Genomic DNA, 19,285 nt, shown 5'->3' on the forward strand with positions numbered 1-19,285 from the left:
TTTACCTGAAAATGGAGGACAGATGCCTATGCATTCCGTACATGACTCGTCTTCCGCGAAAGTTAACAACGAGAGTATTGGACATACCCTAGAACGTCTGGAGCCGGGACTTTCCCGGCTTTTGTTATCATCTGTGCTGGTGCTGCTTGCTGGTTTTATCGATTCAATCGGGTATCTGGGAATGGGTAAAATTTATTTATCCTTTATGAGTGGCAACAGTACCAAGCTGGGTATCGCGCTTTTTGAGGCAAATTACGGGGTGTGGGCTACAACCGGCACAGTCATTTTGTTATTCATTGCAGGAGCCTTTGTCGGCACGTTCATTACAGAATGTTGGAGCAGGAAACACATGACGCTGATATTAACCGTCGAATGCATCTTGTTTCTCTTCGCCGTTGTACTACTCTTGCAGTCCCACAAACCATATATCATGTTCCCGATTGCTATGGCGATGGGCATGCAAAATACAATGCACCAGATGGTCGCCCATGCAGATGTAGGCAAAGGTTTTGTTTCGGGTACGCTATTTGGTATTGGTCAAGCCCTGGCCAAAGCTGTACGTGGTAAAGCTCCGGCGTCCGAGTGGGCCGTGCTGGCACTGTCCTGGTTTATTTTTGTCATTGGTGCGGCACTGGGCGCCTTGATGCTTGCCTATGGCGGTCTGTTCCTGTCGCTCCTTGCGGCTCTGTTGTTTCTTGTCCTGGTTATCCCCTATGTAGTCTATATGCAGCGTACAAAAAACGGTTGACCCCGAATCTGCGGGTCAACCGTTTTTTTGAGTTCTTTAATATAAATAATGATAACTACAAACCAAGCTACGGATCACAAACCAAGCTTCTGTCCTTTTTCCAGCCGCTGAATCTGTTGTTCCCCGGTCTCTGCCAGTTCACGGAACTGACCGATCGTCTCGCGCATTCTTGGCAACGCCTCCTGTTTGTAGACCGAGATGGAGTCGAGCGCAGACAGCACATCCGTAAAGGCTTGCTTCATCGTATCCACCGAAATACTTGCTTCGTAAGCCTGCTTCTGGATCGCTGTTCCCTGATCTTTCAGCATTTTGGATGTGCCAGCGATCAGATCATTCGTGGTACGGTTAAGCAATTCGATTTTCTGCAAGACGATCTTCTGGTTGTATAGTGCACTGGCAACGGTGACTGCAATCTTCAGCGCGGAGATCGTCACATTTTTCGCCCGATCCACACCGCGAATGAGTTCCTTGTTGTTGCGAATGACCACTTCAATCGCCATAATCCCCTGCTGGTTTACGACCAGCATCTGTTGCAGATCCATGACTCGCTGACGCAGTGGGAACAATACTTCTTCGGTAATAAAACGAACCTTCTCGTGGTCTTCACCGCGAACCTTGGCTGTCTCAATCTGTGTATCGATAGACTCATCCATCAACATGCCGAGCTGGATCTCCTTCTGCAGCCGCTTGGTCAGTTCGCGCAGGCTCTGCTGCTCGATCTCAAGCGTGGTGTTGTCATTGCGCAGCGTGGCGCGGCCCTTGTCGAGTGAAACGACAATGTCGGCGATGACAACGTCGGCTTTCTGGTACTTGAGGAAATACGCGCGCAGCGGATTAAACAGCTTGCCCAGAAAGCCTGTTTTGGCGAAATCGACCACGCTCGGGTCGAGATCCTTCAGTTGCATGTGCAGCTCGGTCAAGCCTTTGGCGACCTGACCGCCCTCGTCTCCGGTCTTGGACAGATGTCCAACGGAGACTTGAAGCAACGCGTTTTTCTCGGAAGAGGATCGCATGGTGTTCATGCCGAAACCGTCAATGGATTGCAAAATTTCTTTGCGCTTCTCCAAGGATTCGAGGTCCAGGTTCATGATCATATCCACATTCGAAGTTGCTACCTGTTGCAGTTCCGCGACCTCAGCCGGCACCGGTTTGATCTCTTCTTCAATCACCTTTTGAATTTCCTTCTGGCTAGGTATTTCCATCGTAAACGACATCCGCTGTTCCCCCTTTTAGTTACATCCGTACATGCTTACATCTGAACGTTAATATAAACTTACATCTGTACGTTAAACAGGTTTCCGATTTTGTAGACGACATCGTCAGTGTCCGCGTTAATGCTGGCTGCCTCGTTAATGCTGGAGATGCTCTCCAGCGCTTTGATGTCGGCGTTATATCCGATGGTGTAGATCGGTACTTTGTACGTTTCCACCAAGTCTCGAATATCCTTAAGCGAATGTCCTTCGTTCGTCTCCCCATCACTCAGGACAAAGATCAGCGGTTTCACGTTAGGGTTTGCCGCTTTGTAATCCTCCAGCATCTTCATCGCAACCACGATGCCGTCAAATGTCGCTGTCCCCCCGCTAGCTTGCAGGCTATCCACCGTTCCGACAAACATGGATTGCTGGTTCGTATCATATTTGGCAATCGGCAGGTTCACGGTTACATCGCTGGAGTAAGAAACCAAGCCAATGCTGTTGTCGGTACCCAGATACTTCTGGCCTTTGCGCAACGATTCTTTAAGACGGTTGAGTGGTTCCCCCGCCATACTTCCGGATACATCCGTAACAAATACCGCGGCGATTGGATTATTGCCGTTTTTCTTCTCTTTCCAAACTTTCTGCGCAGACAGTAATGTATTGCCATCCACCGTAGCCAGCTCGGATTTGTAATCTTGCAGACCGTTGAATCCAAATTCCACTGCCTTTTTCTGATACTGATCTTGCGTGACAAAATCGGCAAACTTCTGGATAATCTCCTGTTTGTTCTGCGGCAATTGACCAAGGGCATACAGCGGGCTGTCATGCCTTACGCCAAATGGGGTAAACACATATCCGCTCTTCAGATCGGCTGTATTCACATAGGTCTGATACTCCAGTACAAAAGCATCGAGTCTGCCCGACTTGGCCGCTTCCCGCATCTGAATCGTGGTGGACGCTGTGAATGGCACATTCGCCTGGAATTTCTCAAAGCCTTGAATGGCTTTGTCACCCAAAGGATTCGCGCTGTCATACGTATTTAATGCGGTAACCAGGAAGTTCAGTCCTGTGGAGCTGGCAAATGGATCGGTATATCCCATCGTAAGCTCGTTATTCGCAATGGCCTCGGTTATCGTTTTTACATTCACGGAACCGTAGGTGTTCACCAGTGCATCATATTTGGCTTTGGAGATGACAATGCCCGGTACGTTGCCTACGAGCCGTTTCGAGATGAGCTTGGTCTTCACTCCACTGGCTTCCACCATCTCGCCCCACAGCTCATTGGAAGGCGTGAACGCATCTGGAACATATTTGCCGGACTTGATGTAATCCGTGGCTGTACCAGAAGCAATGTTGCGGATTTTGACCGATATTTGTTTGCCGCCGGCTGTAATCTTTGCTTGGTTAAAGGCCTCTGCGACCTCGGTTAACCATCCATCTACTCCGCTGCCTGATTTCTCGGTGGAGGAGAAGATTTCAACGAAATCATTGGTGGTGTTCTCCACCGCAACCTGGAATTTTGATATATCTGGCAAGGATTCTGCGACATCTACGGGATCAAGGTCAATCTGTCCTTTGACCGGTTCTGCTGTAGCTGGTGCAATGTCCGCGTACAATTTGCCAAGTTCCTTACCTGCATTTTCGGTTGTGACCTGTGTGGTAGACTTGCCAAAGTTCGATGTCAGTGTGATTCCTGCATAAACGAGACCAAACACAAGTACCAGCATGATGATCGATATGAGAAAAAACTTTCCTTTCTTTGCCATAGGTGCAACCCCTCACTGTCTATATAATTTGGTGTGCTTGATTAACTCATCAATCTCCTGCATACAAGGCATCCGTTCAATATCTCCGGCTTCAACACTGTCCAGGCGCGATATCTCCAGCAATAGTTGATCCAGCTTCAGTAAAATCTCTTCATTTGTGTGAAGGGAATCCTTCACATAGGTCAGATAATCGTTGTAAACTTTCGTTTTTTCCTGAAAAAGCTTCTGCGGAATCGTGGAGGATTTGGCTTTCAACATGCTCGCATAATCGGCTTCATCAAAGACGTTCAGTCGATTCAATATGCTGCGGATGTTCAGATATAACAGCTTCTCTACCTCTTCCGTGACCATAGCGAATTTCTTAAAGCTCAGCTCGCCGGGATCAAACCGTTGATGAAGCACGTTCATCAGGGTCTCTTTCTTCTTTTTCATCCGGTTCAGTTGGGACAAGCCGAGCGTAATATCTTCTTCAAGGATTTTGATGCGTCTGTAAAAAGATAAAGCTTCCACATAATCTTCATGGGTTTCGATCTGTCTCACAGGTAAAACCACTGGCTGTTTGAACAATAAATTGTAACTGCCATAGAAGAGTGCAAGCACGCTACCAAAGAGCACCGTGACGGAAAGTGCTGTCTGGAATGCACTCTCTCCGAATCCCATTCCGGCAAAACCGGGTGAGAAGGCCAGAACATTCACCGCCACGATGCCGAGGATGAGTCCAAAGAATTGTATGTACCTGGTCATGGTCGATTCTAAGGCCTCCTTTCATGTTAGATAATAGAACTTCCTGTCGTTTATTTCCTGTCATCCTTATTGTTATTGTACATGATGTGAACGCTCTCAGGTGGATAGGATTGGAAAATAGATAGGGTATTTACGTTAATATTAGAATGGTTATTGATTAGATTGAAATGATGGTTACGTGATCTTTGACTGGTGTTTGAGAATTCTTGACTGGTACATGTTGAACTCTTGATTGGTTTTTGAGTAAAACCTCGCGCTGGTAAGGGTATTCCATAGGTTATGGATGCCGGAACAGTAGTCATAATAGTAATATACGTGGCTTGAGCTTATCCCATTATCCTTTTCAGGGACAACACAGAACGAGCTTTGCAACTTGGTAGATCAGAAGAACTGCTGTACAGCCAGGAATTCCAGAGGCGCGTTCGTGGTAAATGAAATGTTATCCGGTAATACGTGGAAGATGGGGTTGCGTGTCATTTTTTATATAAGACTTGTCTTGGCAGGCTGAAGTAGAGGAGCTGGGAGAAGGGAATTTAATGAAGGAATCGCACACCAAAAAGACGAAACGGCGAATACCTCCCATTTCGTCTTTGTTACGTTAATATGCGTCGCATCCATATCCGAATTCACTCACCAGGCATCAGGCTAACGATCACAGATGACGCTATTTGGTGTTTTTTAGCCCGACTCCATACGTAACGATCATGAGGAAAGCTATATTCACATTTGAGATGTGATTTCGTTAATTTTGACCCGTTTTGGCTGAAATAACGTCGCTGGTGATCGTTAGAATTCTCAACATGCCTAAATCGCTCAAATAAGCTCCGTACGGATCGTTAGAATTTCGAGCATTGCACCGAGCAGCATGACAGGACCAACATGACTAACTATAGCTAGAAACCAACTAAAAAACAGATATTCTCTACCCAGCCAATGACTTATCCAAGTTTGAAGAGTACATCCGGTGAAATGCTCAGGTCGGGATATAATACAGACTGTATCTTTTCTTTTTCAGAGAACAAGTGACGCGTCTGATATCGCCCATCCTCTAATGTATACACGTGAACCGTCTGATTCCCTGGATCAACAATCCAATATTCATTCACGCCATAGTTCTGATATAGATTAAATTTTTCATTAAAATCCTTAAGTGCCGTTGAAGGCGATAACACCTCTATAATAAGTGAAGGTGCTCCAAGGCAACCTCTTTTGGAGATCTGATCGTTGGAACATACCACGGAAAGATCGGGTTGCACGACATGATCGGGCATATCATATTGCTCACTTTCGCTGAAAAAAACGTCAAAGGGGGCAACAAAAACATAACATCTCCGATTTTGAAAAAACGTTCGTAAAGCAAAGTGCAGCTCGCCCACAATAAACTGATGTAAGGAGGTAGGTGCAGGAGACATATTATATGCCTTTCCATTAATCAATTCCCACGCTCCATCCCAAGTTAACCAGTCCTCAAAGCGGTAAACGCCAGTATTATCAGGTTTTGACACAACCCCACCTCCTTTAATATTTTCTTTGTATACCTTTTGTTCTATAACTCATGGTATGCACTTGCACTGCATCCATTATATCACTGCAATAAAGGTATTTCATATGGATCATCGAACAGATGATGGTTACTGGACGCTCACACGAAAAACTCCGGTCTGCTGCGTGTTGTGCGAACCTCCGTTACTTTCCCGGCGCAGCCGTTGTCCCCGATCGCCTGGAATGTTACCGTCACAATCTCTTTGCCTCTCGTGATCTCTTCCGAAATCTCGTAGCTGACACGAAACACCTCTCCGATCTTGTTCATGTGAATGCGCTGTTCCCCTACAACAACATCTTCCACCAAAATGTTAAACTGCCGCTCATACCGGATTCCCTCTCGGTCAAAATGTAGGTAATCCCCACCCCAATAGGCTACGCACAAATGATTCAATGCGTCCGGCTCTACAGCCAAGCGGTAGCTGAATGCCGCATCTTTCATCCCATATGCCTCACGCCACATATACAACCTGTTACGGCCGTCTGTACCTGAGCCATTGTACTGCTCTCCGCGGCAGTTACTCTCCAGTTGATGCCCAATCTCATCCTGCTGACCATCTGGCTGCACGCTGTCGATGGTGATATCGTTCAGCGCTTTCTCCACAGCATCCCCTTCATCGTTCAATGCCCAATACACGGTGTAGAATTCATGATGCACATCATAGAACGGAATCAGCTTCACAGCTTCCCTGGTGGACGTCACTTCCTCGCTAAGTTCAAACGTAAGCGTCCCTTTATCAACAACCCTGATCCATTGGTTCACATCCTCTTCTTCCGTTCGGATAACGGGCACCGGAGCTGTCTTCGGATTCAGTGCAGTTTCGTCGATAATGGTATCCTCGGGAAGCCCTTCGTTACCTAGCGCACCAGCAAGCACAATCGGGCCATACTGGAATGCCACCTTGTGAGCGTCATCCCTGGCTGTATATTTACGCAGAGCCATCGGCAGCGTAATGGAGATGACATCGCCCGCTGACCATGTGCGGTCGATAGACAAGTAGCCGGGTTCCAGGCGGGTATACGACTGGGCCGAATCCCCGTTTACGGTTGCCGTCATCGGCTCCCGGAGCCAGGACGGCACACGTAGTCTTAGACAAGCCGAGGCGCTGCCTTCGGTGATTGTCAGTGTACCTTTTTCCGAATAGGGGAAGTCGGTTTCCAGCATTAGTACCAATCCCTGTGATGCCCATTCCAGCTCCGAAGCGATGTAGAGGTTCACATAAAGATCTTGCTCATCCTCATAATAGATAGCCTCTGCATACTTTCCGGGGTTCTCCATGCCTGATCCTGTGCAGCACCACCAGGCGGTATCGCGTGTACCGTAGATTTTGTAGTGGCCTTGAAGGGTGGAAGCAAAATAGGTTTTGTTGCCCGTAACCGGGTCTTGTGTGCCAAGGATATGGTTATAGACCGCGTTCTCATAATAGTCCATATAGGCACTGTCCGGGCTCCAGGCAAATAGCTGCTTCGTCAAATGCATCATGTTGTGGGTACAGCAGCTCTCTCCGGTTTTGATGCCAAGGCTCTCCATACCTTTTGCCTCATAATGCTCGGATATACTCGTTGCGCCAAAGACATAAGAACGATGCTTCACGGTTGTATCCCAGAAAAATTGTGCCGCTGTCCGGTACGATGTCTGTGCAGGGTCTTGGTTGTAGATTTCGGCTGCACCGATTACTTTGGGAATCTGGGTGTTCGCATGCCTTCCCTGCAGCTCATCCCGCTCCTGCTCCAGCGGCTCCAGAATGAGTTGATGCGTGAAATGCCGGGCCGTTTGTAAATAGGCTGAATTTCCTGTAATTCCGTACAATTGGGCAAACACTTCGTTCATCCCGCCATGCTCAGACATCAGCATCGTCTGGATCTGCTCCTCGGTCATGGCACTCAGTCCTGTCACTGCCCAATCCGCGAAACGTGTAACCACCGCAAGCGCCTGCTCATTGCCCGTCTTTTGATAAGCGTCAATCAGACCACGATAGATTTTGTGCACGCTGTACCACGGAACCCAATATTCACCGATGTTGAATCCGCCAATGTGCTCCGCACGAAAAGCCATACGGAAAGCCTCCTCAGACAAACCTCCGACATATCCGCTGCCCGTCGTCTGTTGAATTGCTGCCAGTTCATTTACAGCATAATCGAGCGTTTGCTTTAAAGTGGAGTTGCCCGTCGCCTGATACGTTACCGCGAGAGCCGACATGTAGTGTCCGAGGGAATGTCCGCTGATCGAGCGTGCCTCCCAGCCTGCATAACGTTCCTTACGTGATGTTAACCCGTGAACTTCATAACAGGGAGCCAGAAAACGGTCAATATCCAGAGATAACAAGTAGTGTTCTCCGGTATGCTGTGACGTTTGAAATGGGCCTTTTAGCAAATTAACGTGCGCGGGGCTTAAAAATCCTTTTTTCGTAACGATCATGCGGCTCGCTCCTTTGGCATTCGGAATGACTTCAAATGATTTCTTTTTCATATAGGACCAGGGATAAATTCAGCAATAAAGGGTAAAATCCGTGTTCTACTCAGACCAAGACTTATCTCCGCCTTCTCATTCACACCCTTGAATGTCCTCATATTATCAAATAAACTACAGTTATATCAGACCCAGAATCCAAGAAAAGGTGGATAAATCCGTCCTATGTCAAAGCCACTTGAACATTACCTGTGCGGGAAATTCATATCGGAAGGGAACTGGAGCCATATGCGGCGCAGCATGCCCGTTCATGAGCTGATTTTGATGCTGGAAGGTGAGATGTACATCGCGGAGGATGAGGCCAAGTATGTTGTTCGCGCGCATGATCTGCTATTTCTAAAGGCCGGACAGACTCACTACGGTTACCGGATCAGTGACACACCAGTCAGCTTCTATTGGATACATTACGGGGCAGCGCCTGGCCTATTCTGTGACTTTCCAACCCATTCGACCATTCAAGTTCCCTCCATGGCCAATCAGCTGTTCAAACAGCTGTTGCACGTATCCTCCTTCTCTTCGGAAGAGGCGAATGCCGCTGCGTTATTGCTGTTCAAAGAAATAGAACGTAATCTGCGCACCGATTATCGCTCGCATAATGCCGTGGTGGATCACATCTGTAAATGGGTCGATATCCATCTGCATCTGAATATTACGGTGAGTGAGATTGCGGAGAACTTTAATTTTAACAAGGACTATATTTCCAAAATGGTGAAGCGAGAGAAAGGGATCGGACTCAAAGCATACATCCTCACCGAACGCATGCATCGAGCTAAACAACTGTTGCTAAACACCAACGCCAGTGTGAAGGAGATCTCGGCACAGTGCGGCTTCGCGGATTACAAACTGTTTTTGCGCACATTCAAACAGCACGAGGGCAGTACGCCCACCGAATATCGCAATCACCTGTACAGCACACAGCTGAATCGTTTATAGGCTCCGCATAGATCTGCATAGAGATGAATAGTTGTATAGACTGATTGCATAGATGCGTAGAGCTGTATAGCCTGGCATAATGGTTACTATAAATGATGCTTGATGATACTTAGTGAGATCCCCACACACATGGGCACTTTAACACTTCAGTACTTGGATACTTGAGCACTTGAGCACCGGAGCACCTGAGCACTGAGCACTGAGCACTTGGGCACTGGGCACTTGAGCACTGGGCACTTGAGCACCGGAGCACCGGAGCACTTGGGCAATGGGCACTTGAGATCGTGCTTGGGCCAATTTCTAACGATCACCAGGAAGCCTATTTAGCCCAAACTAGATAGATTGAAAATCTAACGATCACCAGGAACGTTATTTGGTTTAAAAACAGTCTTTGCAGGTGAAAAAGAGGCGATTTTCCCAAAATAAGCTCTCTGGGGATCGTTAAATTTCTTGCTGCCTAAAAAGCGGCAAATAGCGTCTGTGGAGATCGTTAGATTTTTTTCATCCCTTTTCCCCCTCCTCTCTTCTGCTTTTATTCTAGCAACAGATCAAACGTCCTTATCCTTAGATACCTCATATCCAGGTATAGAAATGTTAAACGTTCATATAGAACATTCCAATTATATTGGTTTGAACCCGCTATGCTATAATGCATAGAAACATCATTTCCCACTTTACTCATAAGATAAGGAGAATTAAAATATGACAACGGCTTCCATTACGACTCACCTTGCTTCCCCAGCTGATCATGCTGAAATTGTTGATATTCTGGTTGCCAGTTATGCGGAATACCAGCATTCGTTTGAGCAATCGGATCGATGGGAAGCTTATCTGAAAGATATCCGGGAATCATTGGACAATCCGTACCTGACTGAACTGTGGATAGCTAAGATCGGGGACCGGATTGTCGGCACCGTTCAGTTGTTTGAAACGGCGCATAACGCCTACCCCAACTTCGAATTGCCGATTGATTATCCATTTATTCGTCTGCTGGGCGTTGATCCCGCATGGAGAGGACACGGTATTGCGCGAGAACTTCTTCAGCGGTGTGTGGAATCGACTAGGCAGCTGGGGAAAAATATAGTGTATCTTTATACCGGCGGTCAGATGTCGAATGCCATCCGGTTATATGAGCGTTTTGGCTTTAATGAGGATCTCGAATTCAGTTCCGTGGCGGGCGGGGGCCAGGCGATCTGTTATCGTTACGAGATAGAATAAGGAGGAGTCTTAACAGAAGACATATACTAGGTTTTTTCACCACTACTTTCAAAAGAAATTATGCATTCTGGAGAATTCTGTGTCTGTCTCTTTGTATCCATAAAAACAAAGGGCTGTCCCCCAGCCATCTTGTAGATGACAAGGGGAACAGCCCTCTCGTTTAGACCTAACGGTTCAATCTCGCATTATTTACGTCCTTAGACCATCCTTAGCCCCCAAATTAACCGCCAATCTCAATCAGAATCTTCGCATGACTCTTGTCGCTCATCAGCAGCTCAAGTCCATCTTGAACAACATCATGCAGCTTAATTTTCTTCGTAATAACTTGCTTCACATCGAGTGCGCCTTCAGCAATCAGTGCAATGACCTCAGGGAAGATGTGGCGGTACGCCAGCGTAGCTGTCAGATTCGCTTCTTTCACCAACATGTCGATGAAATTCACATGAAGCGGGGTCGGAATTGCGGCGATTACCACAACTTCTCCGCCCTTTTTAATCACCGAAACAGCACTGTCCATCGTCGGTTGCACGCCAGCTGCTTCATAAGCAACATCAATTCCGCCCGATTGCTGCGTAATGACCTGTGTTGCATCCACCTTGCTGCTGTTGACCGGAATTGCACCAAGTTTGGCTGCCAATTGAAGACGATCCTCGAATACATCAACGGCGTATACCTCGGAAGCTCCGGCTGCTTTTGCCGACAAGATCGTTAACAAACCAATCGGCCCTGCTCCGTATACGGCTACCTTATTTCCGACTTTTAACTTACTATGACGTACGGCATGGAAAGCAACGGCGGTCGGCTCTACGAGCGCTCCTTCTTCAAAAGATACTTGATCTGGAATCGGGTGTACCATATAAGCCTCGACCACTACATATTCGGCAAAACCGCCATCCCCGTTCAATCCGACAAATCCAAATTGTGTACATTGATTATATTTACCTTGAATACAGTACTCACAAGTCCCACAGTGGTAGAGAGGCTCAACCACCACGCGATCACCAATATTGATTCCGCTTACATGATTACCTAGAGCACTTACTGTTCCTGCAAACTCATGTCCTAGTGTCAGTGGTGCTTTTTGTCCGGATAGCGGGTGATTTTCTCCCTCTTGAATACCTACACCGTGATGATACGCATGTAAGTCACTACCGCAAATTCCGGCATACTCCACTTTGATCTGAACCTGTCCTGACTGAGCAACCGGAACCTCGCGATCTTCCACACGCACGTCTTTATGACCATACCATACTGCTGCCTTCATCCTGTACATCCCCTTTTATTTAAACTGTTAATACAAGAATGTTCTGCTTGTCTATATATTATATCGCCGTTCACTTATTATTCATATTTATAGATACTTATGTTAACATTACTTATACTAATGTTAAAAAGGGTGATCCGCATGAATCTGGAACAACTTGAATACGTCGTCGAAATCGCCAAAACTCAGTCATTCTCTGCCGCATCAGAGCATCTTCATGTCACTCAATCCGCGATCAGCCAGTCGGTTCAGCGCCTGGAAAAAGAGCTGGGGCTGGTTCTATTCGAGCGATCCAGACAAGGGACTCATCCTACAACGGAGGGCAAACAATTTATCGCCAAGGCGCTGGACATTTTACAACGAATTGATGAATTAAAATCCTTAAATGCAGCCACCTCTACATTGACCGGTGATCTTCATGTGGCTACTTTTCCGAGTGTTATGCCTTACTTGGTGCAATCGGCTGCCGACATGAAGCGGGAGCATCCGCAACTAAGGTTATCGATTGAAGAGAAAGGTTCCATGGAGATCATCGAAGATATTCGTATGAACAAAACACACTTGGGCTTTATTGCCATCTACGCGAAACAACTGCGCGAATTGGATGGGCTACATTTTACACCGATGTATTCAAGCAAACTTGTTGTATGCACGCATCAACATTCAGAACTGGCAAAGTACACACGCATCGCCCCTGAGCAATTAAAAGAACATAAACTCGCGTTATATCGGGACGGTTTCATTGAGGATTTCCTGCAGGAGTTCTCCTACGAATATGGTTCTCTTTCCATCTTGTTCAAGACCAATAATTCAGAAGCGATTAGCACCGTTTTAAAGAATAATATTGCTGCGACCATCGGACATGACTTTTCCTTTCACCAGCATCCGCTCTCGAAGGATGGTTTGATCAAGATGGTCGAGATCACCGAGATCCAGCAACCCAAGATGCAGATTGGCTTCGTGCAGACCGAATCCAGAGAGGCTGCGGCTGCGGCGGAACAATTTGCCCGGCGCTTCAAACAAGCGATAGAACTGGGTCATCTGTGATCTGTGGCTGAGGACGGTTACCCATGAACTGCTGTCTCTACGATGATACTATCTACATGAAGCAAAAAAAGTGTTCCACCACTTGGGCAGAGCACTTTTCTTGTTTCGATCCTGTTTCGTATTTATTTCTTTTTTTACACCTTCACTTGTTTTACAGCTTCACTCATCTCGTTCGTCTGCTGTTCCAGCATCGTAGACGTTTCCGCTACCTTCCCGAACATCACCGATTGATCCTGCATCAAACGATAAATCTCATCCGAATGATCCGACACGCCTGCGGAAATCTGTGAAATGGTGTTGACCGAAGCTGCCGCCTCTTCCGAACCAGCCGTAATTTCTTCCGCCGCTGCAGAAACCTCCTGAATGCGCTGGGTGACCAGTTGAAACGCATCCACAACTTGTGAGAATGCCTGCTCTGCTTCAGTTGTAAATAAAACACCCTGGCCAATCTCCTGAGCAGTAACACCCATTCGGGAACCAATCTGCTGTGACTCTTGTTCAATACGAAGTAATAAGTCAGAAATTCGTTCCATAGATGTACTGGAGGCCTCGGCCAATTTCCCCACTTCTTCCGCAACAACGGCAAAACCCTTCCCATGTTCACCCGCATGTGCCGCCTCAATGGAAGCATTCAGTGCGAGCAGTTTGGTTTGACTTGCGAAGTCACGTACCGTATGCAGTGCACCACCGATTTCAGTCGAATAGTTGTTCAGCACCTGCACCATCGTGGTAACCTCTCCAGATACTGTCGAGATGTTTTCCATCTGTTTCTTCATCACCGTCATGCGCTGCTGCCCGGATTCCGCCGTAGCCAGTGCCGTTGTTGCTGCATCTGACACCACATTGGAGGATTCAGATATATCGTTAATACCTTTTGCAATCTCTTCCATGGCATGTGCACTGTCACTCGCGCTTTGCTTCTGGGTATGGGCACCTTGCCTGATCTCCTCGACAGCACGATCTACCTTTTGACTCATAGCAAGCATTTCTTCGGTACTTCGGTTAAACTCTTTGGTGGATTCGGATAACAAGTCTGTCGTTGAAGCCACTCCTCCAACCATATCACTTATGATTTTGTTCAAATTCCCTGACATATGTATCATCGCTTGATACGTTGTTCCGATCTCATCTTTGCTCTTCAAACGATATGTTGTCAAAATGCGATTTGCCTCAGCAAGCTCACCTTGTGCCATCTTTTCCACACTCGATTTCAGCGGATGCAGAGGACGTAGTCCCCTAACGATAAACCACATCACTATAGCAATACCTACCAATGTAGCGACCAGCAGGATCACATACAACGGAAGACTTGATTTCAAAATATCCGTTTCAATACCTTCGATAACAGATATCCCTGTATCAATACCAATCACACCTGCAAGAGCACCGTTGTTATCCAGTATGGGAGCATAGGAAGAAATATATTTACCATACTCCGGGTTATTAAGAATTGGCGAACTTGCTGTTTCCCCTCTCAGTAACTTCTGTACCGCATCTGCAGGAATATCCGTCACTTCGTTGATTGCTGAAGCTTTATCCGGATCCTTCATGCCATCCACTATGATAAGTGGAGTTCCTTTATCGTCTATTTTAACGAAATACAAATACTTGGCACCAATACGCTCTCGGAAATCGTCCAATTCATCCCGAATGCGGAGATACTCCTCATTTTCCTTAGGATCTTTGGCAAACTCAACATACGCTGCTGTGTCCAGCTGCTTCACATAACTCTCGGCAATCTGAATATTGTAACTCGTGATAGCCCCCTGCGCAGCAAGTTTCACATTAGCAATCTGCGTCAGCATACTTCCCGCTGCTATAATCGTAATGACCAGTGTAACAATAGCCGCAATGCGCACAACCAGACGTTTCCTGAAAAAACCGATCATTTGCTCCCTCTTCCTCCCCACGAACCCAAGCCTTTTTGACTAGGCCGTACCCAAAAAACACATGTTTGAAGCACTAAGTATGGGAAAATAGTATATGAATATGTCGAAATACGCAAGAAAATATTGGATTTAAATAAAAACGCTATCATTGATGTGTTAGCTTTGGGATTTGGTACCTTGAAAAGGGTTTTGGAGAGAGAGGATTTAGGGGATTGCAGGCAAAGATAAACCTCCAACATGGTAGTTAGAGGTTTGTCGTTATGTACATAAAAATCAAACTTACTATTGCCATATAAGATGGATTCGTCTATATTATTAATTAATTGATCAGTTAATTAATTAATGTACGAAAAAGAGAAAGGAGAATTGGGATGGCTAGAACTGTTAATGAAGAGAAAAGGCTTGAGCGACGTAAACACATCTTGGAAGAAGCTGTCGTCTTGTTTGCGGAAAATGGGTATTCGAACACCACAACGGCTCTTATCGCGAAAAAAATCGGTGTGACCTCTGGAACCATATTTCAATACTTTCCAAGTAAAGAAGCTTTGTTTCATGCGGCTGTCTTGGAACCACTTGAAGATATCCAGATGAAGTCCCTTGCTTTACTCCAACAAGATGAATCACCAGCAGTATTGATTAAGAACATGGTAGAAGAACAATTCAGCCATATTTACTCTTACACCAATGAGTTACGACTGGTCCAGTCTGTCCTGGGACAACGAATAAGGTTCCCGGAGCTTACTCAACAGGTTCTGGACAGTATAAAAGTAATGACAGATACGATTGAAGCCGTTTATGCAAAGGGGCAATCCATAGGAGAATTCAACCCCGGTTTCTCACCGGCCATGATCTCACGGAGTTACATCTCCTTCTTAAATGGAGTGGCGCTGACGCTCGGAGAAGAAATTGTTCATCATCCGGAATGGGAAAACCTGAAGGCACATGCCTATTATTTGTTTGCCCCCGTACAACACAGCAAGAACTAACACTGGAGGAACTAAAATGAATCCAACACAAACATCGATCGAACTCGAATCGACATTTAAAGATCGCATTAAAAAATATAAGAAACTATTGTGGAGCCTGGCAATTGCACTCGTACTTATCTTAACTGTTGTGTTCTTCATATCTTATAAAGTCGTAGACATCCTGTTACACCATCCACGAGATACCAATGTAAGCTATGAACTGAACATAGAGAAAACACCTTATGAAGAAGTCCAATTTAAAAGTCTGAAAAATGACAATACGATACGTGGAACCTTCTTCCCGGCAAACGTGTCCGGCAAAGCAAGTAACAAAACACTCATTGTTGTACATGGGTATACAAGTAATCGCCTCGTCAAAGGACGTACGCCAAAGTTGGCAGAGCATTTTATCCCGAAAGGTTATAATATATTGGCCTTTGATCTTAGCGCACAAGGTAAATCCGATGGTGAGATGATTACACTCGGACTACGTGAGAAATATGACCTGCTTGCAGCTGTTGAATATATGAAATCCAGAGGTGTGGAAGGCGAACACATTGGAGTCATCGGCTTCTCTATGGGGGCTGCTACGTCTCTACTCGCTACAAGTGAAAGTGATGATATCGAAGCTGTCGTGGCAGATAGTCCGTTTCGTAATGCCGGTTTATTTTTAAGAGAAGGTCTGCCTGTATTCTCCGGTTTGCCTGCATTCCCATTCGGTTATACCTCCACATGGATGGCTAATTGGGCCTTCAACGTTGATCTTGATTCCGTGTCCCCTATGGATGCAGTTAAAAAGATGCAAAATAAACCGGTTATGCTCATTCACGGTACTGGAGATCAACAAATCAGTTATACAAATTCAGAAAAGATCTATGAGAACTTGAAGGATAACCCGAATGCAGAGGTATGGTATCCAGCCAATACGGAACATATCGATGCTATTAATCATTATCCAACGGAATATTTTGCAAGAGTAGACCGCTTCATGGATAAGGTTGTAGGTAAATAAATACTAAATAAATCCGTAGTTCGCGTTATAATCAGACATCATCTTTCTCTAAGAAACAGCATGCATATGCTTAACAAAGAAGGTACAGACATCTCATCGATCTGAGATATTCTGTACCTTCTTTTCGTACTAAGCTCTTTAAGCTGATTTTCTATTCATCTTGCGGAATCGAATCAATGACCAGATCGTCAGGAATGCAAGTACGCCGAGACAGATGCTGATACTGAATCGATTTCCCTCATCGAATACAAACATCAGAGCAATGACACTGAGTATCAGAACAACCGCTCCGGTGATGTAAGGGAATCCCCATACCTTAAATGTAGGCTGAACCGGGTATTTCCTGCGCAATTTGAGCTGTGAAGCGGCGATGCAGATCCAGACCAGAATTACGACAAACCCTGGGACAGCCAGCAACACTCTGAACAATTGATCTTGTGCAAACAGTCCTAACATAGAACCTGCCAGCAGAACAACGGTACACACCAGCAACGTATTGATCGGGCTTCCGTTGCGGTTGGTTTTGGCAAGTCCTTTAGGAGCTTCGCCTCCAATAGCCATGGAATGCATCATACGAGATGCTCCATAGATGCCCGAGTTCGCCGCGGACAGCACCGCAGTCACCAAGATAAAGTTCATAATATGTGCAGCGCCCGGCAATCCGGTGGATGCTAATACCTGCACAAACGGGCTGCTTTCCGGCCCAATCTCATTCCAAGGGATCAGACCACAGATGATCAGAATCGGTAATGTGAAAAATAAAATGATTCTGAACATGAAATTGCCTACGATTTTGGGCATCACTTTCTCTGCATTTTCTGTCTCCGTCAAGGTCAGGCCGATTAGCTCCGATCCCCCATACGAGAACATAACTACCAGCAGCGCCGAGAAGATCGACGTCAATCCATTCGGGAAGAACCCGCCAGATTGTGTGTAGTTTTGCAGATAAGGTGTGTTATCACTTGGAATAATACCAAAGATCAGCCCTGCCCCGAGCACAATAAAAATAATGATCATGGCAATTTTGATCCCGGCTAACCAAAACTCGAATTCCCCAAATACACCCACGCTGAGCAGATTCACCAGTATAATGAATGCTGCACACGCCAGACTGAGCATCCATAACGGTACGTCGGCAAACCAATATTGCAGAAAACTGCCCGCCGCGATGACCTCGATGACACACACCGATAACCACAAGAAGCAGTACATCCATCCCATAATAAACGAAACTCTGCTTCCAAACGCTTCCTGTACAAAATCTTTCATATTTCTATTTTTGTACACCGTAGCCATCTCTGCCATGGCAGCCATAACTACAAGCAATAATAATCCGGCAAAAATATACGTCACAACGACACCTGGGCCTGCAAGCCCAATCGTGCCAGCACTGCCTTTAAAAATGCCTGTCCCAATGACACCACCCATCGCCATAAAGGTAATGTGTCTGGGTTTTAATTTTTTCTGTAATGATTCTTCCGTCTGAGTCTGAGCCAATTGAAATCCTCCTGAGGTACAAAAACGTTTGTAATCCTTGTCTATTTTTCGAGCAATATAAAGTCCAGTATACCCTATCCATGATGAAACAGCCCACCCATTCTGTATGGACAATTCATCCCAAACATATGACATGCCTATGATTTATACCCTTTAAGTGTACAAAGTAATCGGTATGTTGCCCATGTTACCAAACTATATCCCACCCCACACAAATAACGGGAACAACGGGTTCATTCCCCCAAACCACCAGTAGAGCATGTTCCATGGCCCCTCCAATCTCTGATGCGTCACAGCGTTCCAATCCCGAATTTATTTATTTTACCACTTTTTCCACAGTGTGAACTGTATCAAATGTTTCATTTTTTATTCATATCCAAAATGGAGAGTAAACTAAGCGAATAGATGAATACTTCAGTTGCTTAAATATAAAAGACCAGCCTCCCTACACTGAGGAGACTGGTTTCCATAGGAATTTATCTATGATTTCATCCGATAACTTTGGTCATAAATGTACTGTTCGGGTCTAAAATGTAATCCGCAAACGGCCCGCAATATTCAAAACCAAAATCTTCATACAGCTTGCGTGCCGGGATAAACGAGTCCATTGAACCCGTCTCCAGACTGATGCGCTGATATCCGCGAGATGTTGCTTCTTCAATAATATGAGCCAAAATTCGGCGAGCTACCCCTTTGCGCAAGTGGGCGGCAGCCGTACGCATCGATTTCAGTTCAGCATGCTCCGCGTTTAGTTCCTTGATCGCCCCACAGCCGAGCAGTTCCTCTCCGTCCCATGCACACCAGAACGTAATCTCGGGTTTCTTCAGTCCATCCAGATTCAGTGCATGTATACTTTCCGGCGGCGAATCTGCTGCCATACCTAGCAAATGCTCCGCGATCAAACCCTTTACCTGAATCCCACTCAGATCATCCACTCTTATTTCCATCGTATCCACTCCTGCCGACATATTGTAAATTATAAATCTATGCG

General features: G+C 46.0%; 15 protein-coding genes. 6 read left to right on the forward strand and 9 right to left on the reverse strand.

The window, feature by feature from the left end:
- Window positions 1-28 precede the first annotated feature (28 nt).
- The gene (locus ACUTVW_RS24260) at window positions 29-748 is read left to right on the forward strand and encodes a YoaK family protein (RefSeq protein WP_445648126.1); all 720 of its coding nucleotides are present in this window, start codon (window positions 29-31) and stop codon (window positions 746-748) included.
- Window positions 749-822: 74 nt separating this feature from the next.
- Here ACUTVW_RS24260 and ACUTVW_RS24265 read toward each other — a convergent pair whose 3' ends face one another.
- The 5 genes from ACUTVW_RS24265 to ACUTVW_RS24285 all read right to left on the reverse strand — a co-directional run bounded on the left by ACUTVW_RS24265 (window position 823) and on the right by ACUTVW_RS24285 (window position 8,415).
- Window positions 823-1,962 (reverse strand): toxic anion resistance protein, encoded by a 1,140-nt coding sequence (locus tag ACUTVW_RS24265; RefSeq protein WP_445648127.1) that lies wholly within the window; start codon window positions 1,960-1,962, stop codon window positions 823-825.
- A gap of 59 nt (window positions 1,963-2,021) precedes the next feature.
- The gene (locus ACUTVW_RS24270; RefSeq protein WP_445648128.1) at window positions 2,022-3,710 is read right to left on the reverse strand and encodes a VWA domain-containing protein; all 1,689 of its coding nucleotides are present in this window, start codon (window positions 3,708-3,710) and stop codon (window positions 2,022-2,024) included.
- Between the two features lie 12 nt (window positions 3,711-3,722).
- On the reverse strand, window positions 3,723-4,454 hold the full coding sequence (locus tag ACUTVW_RS24275) for a hypothetical protein (protein WP_445648129.1): 732 nt from the start codon (window positions 4,452-4,454) through the stop codon (window positions 3,723-3,725).
- A gap of 938 nt (window positions 4,455-5,392) precedes the next feature.
- On the reverse strand, window positions 5,393-5,959 hold the full coding sequence (locus tag ACUTVW_RS24280; protein WP_445648130.1) for a Uma2 family endonuclease: 567 nt from the start codon (window positions 5,957-5,959) through the stop codon (window positions 5,393-5,395).
- Window positions 5,960-6,096: 137 nt separating this feature from the next.
- On the reverse strand, window positions 6,097-8,415 hold the full coding sequence (locus tag ACUTVW_RS24285) for a beta-L-arabinofuranosidase domain-containing protein (protein WP_445648131.1): 2,319 nt from the start codon (window positions 8,413-8,415) through the stop codon (window positions 6,097-6,099).
- A gap of 216 nt (window positions 8,416-8,631) precedes the next feature.
- Between ACUTVW_RS24285 and ACUTVW_RS24290 the strand changes: the two genes are divergently transcribed.
- Window positions 8,632-9,399 carry an AraC family transcriptional regulator gene (locus ACUTVW_RS24290; RefSeq protein WP_445648132.1) on the forward strand — a complete coding sequence of 256 codons (768 nt, stop codon included), beginning with the start codon at window positions 8,632-8,634 and terminating at the stop codon, window positions 9,397-9,399.
- A gap of 702 nt (window positions 9,400-10,101) precedes the next feature.
- Window positions 10,102-10,617, forward strand: a complete 516-nt coding sequence (locus tag ACUTVW_RS24295; protein ID WP_445648133.1) for a GNAT family N-acetyltransferase — start codon at window positions 10,102-10,104, stop codon at window positions 10,615-10,617.
- Window positions 10,618-10,837: 220 nt separating this feature from the next.
- On the opposite strand, the gene ACUTVW_RS24300 is transcribed toward ACUTVW_RS24295, so the two are convergent.
- On the reverse strand, window positions 10,838-11,881 hold the full coding sequence (locus ACUTVW_RS24300; RefSeq protein ID WP_445648134.1) for a 2,3-butanediol dehydrogenase: 1,044 nt from the start codon (window positions 11,879-11,881) through the stop codon (window positions 10,838-10,840).
- Window positions 11,882-12,022: 141 nt separating this feature from the next.
- Between ACUTVW_RS24300 and ACUTVW_RS24305 the strand changes: the two genes are divergently transcribed.
- Window positions 12,023-12,928: a LysR family transcriptional regulator gene (locus tag ACUTVW_RS24305; RefSeq protein ID WP_445648135.1), complete on the forward strand. Its 906-nt coding sequence runs from the start codon at window positions 12,023-12,025 to the stop codon at window positions 12,926-12,928.
- 134 nt (window positions 12,929-13,062) lie between these two features.
- On the opposite strand, the gene ACUTVW_RS24310 is transcribed toward ACUTVW_RS24305, so the two are convergent.
- Entirely contained in the window at window positions 13,063-14,817 is a 1,755-nt protein-coding gene (locus ACUTVW_RS24310) for a methyl-accepting chemotaxis protein (RefSeq protein ID WP_445648136.1), read from the reverse strand.
- 371 nt (window positions 14,818-15,188) lie between these two features.
- Here ACUTVW_RS24310 and ACUTVW_RS24315 point away from each other — a divergent pair, with 371 nt between their 5' ends.
- Together ACUTVW_RS24315 and ACUTVW_RS24320 are read left to right on the forward strand one after the other, a co-directional pair.
- A complete protein-coding gene (locus ACUTVW_RS24315) occupies window positions 15,189-15,803 on the forward strand; it encodes a TetR/AcrR family transcriptional regulator (protein ID WP_445648137.1) in 615 nt (204 codons plus the stop codon).
- A 16-nt stretch (window positions 15,804-15,819) separates the two neighbouring features.
- On the forward strand, window positions 15,820-16,797 hold the full coding sequence (locus ACUTVW_RS24320) for an alpha/beta hydrolase (protein WP_445648138.1): 978 nt from the start codon (window positions 15,820-15,822) through the stop codon (window positions 16,795-16,797).
- 138 nt (window positions 16,798-16,935) lie between these two features.
- Here ACUTVW_RS24320 and ACUTVW_RS24325 read toward each other — a convergent pair whose 3' ends face one another.
- Together ACUTVW_RS24325 and ACUTVW_RS24330 are read right to left on the reverse strand one after the other, a co-directional pair.
- Window positions 16,936-18,294, reverse strand: coding sequence for an amino acid permease (locus tag ACUTVW_RS24325; protein ID WP_445648139.1), 1,359 nt, complete (start codon window positions 18,292-18,294; stop codon window positions 16,936-16,938).
- Window positions 18,295-18,782: 488 nt separating this feature from the next.
- Entirely contained in the window at window positions 18,783-19,241 is a 459-nt protein-coding gene (locus ACUTVW_RS24330) for a GNAT family N-acetyltransferase (RefSeq protein WP_445648140.1), read from the reverse strand.
- Window positions 19,242-19,285 lie beyond the last annotated feature (44 nt).

The sequence above is a fragment of the Paenibacillus sp. TSA_86.1 genome, from assembly GCF_052691815.1.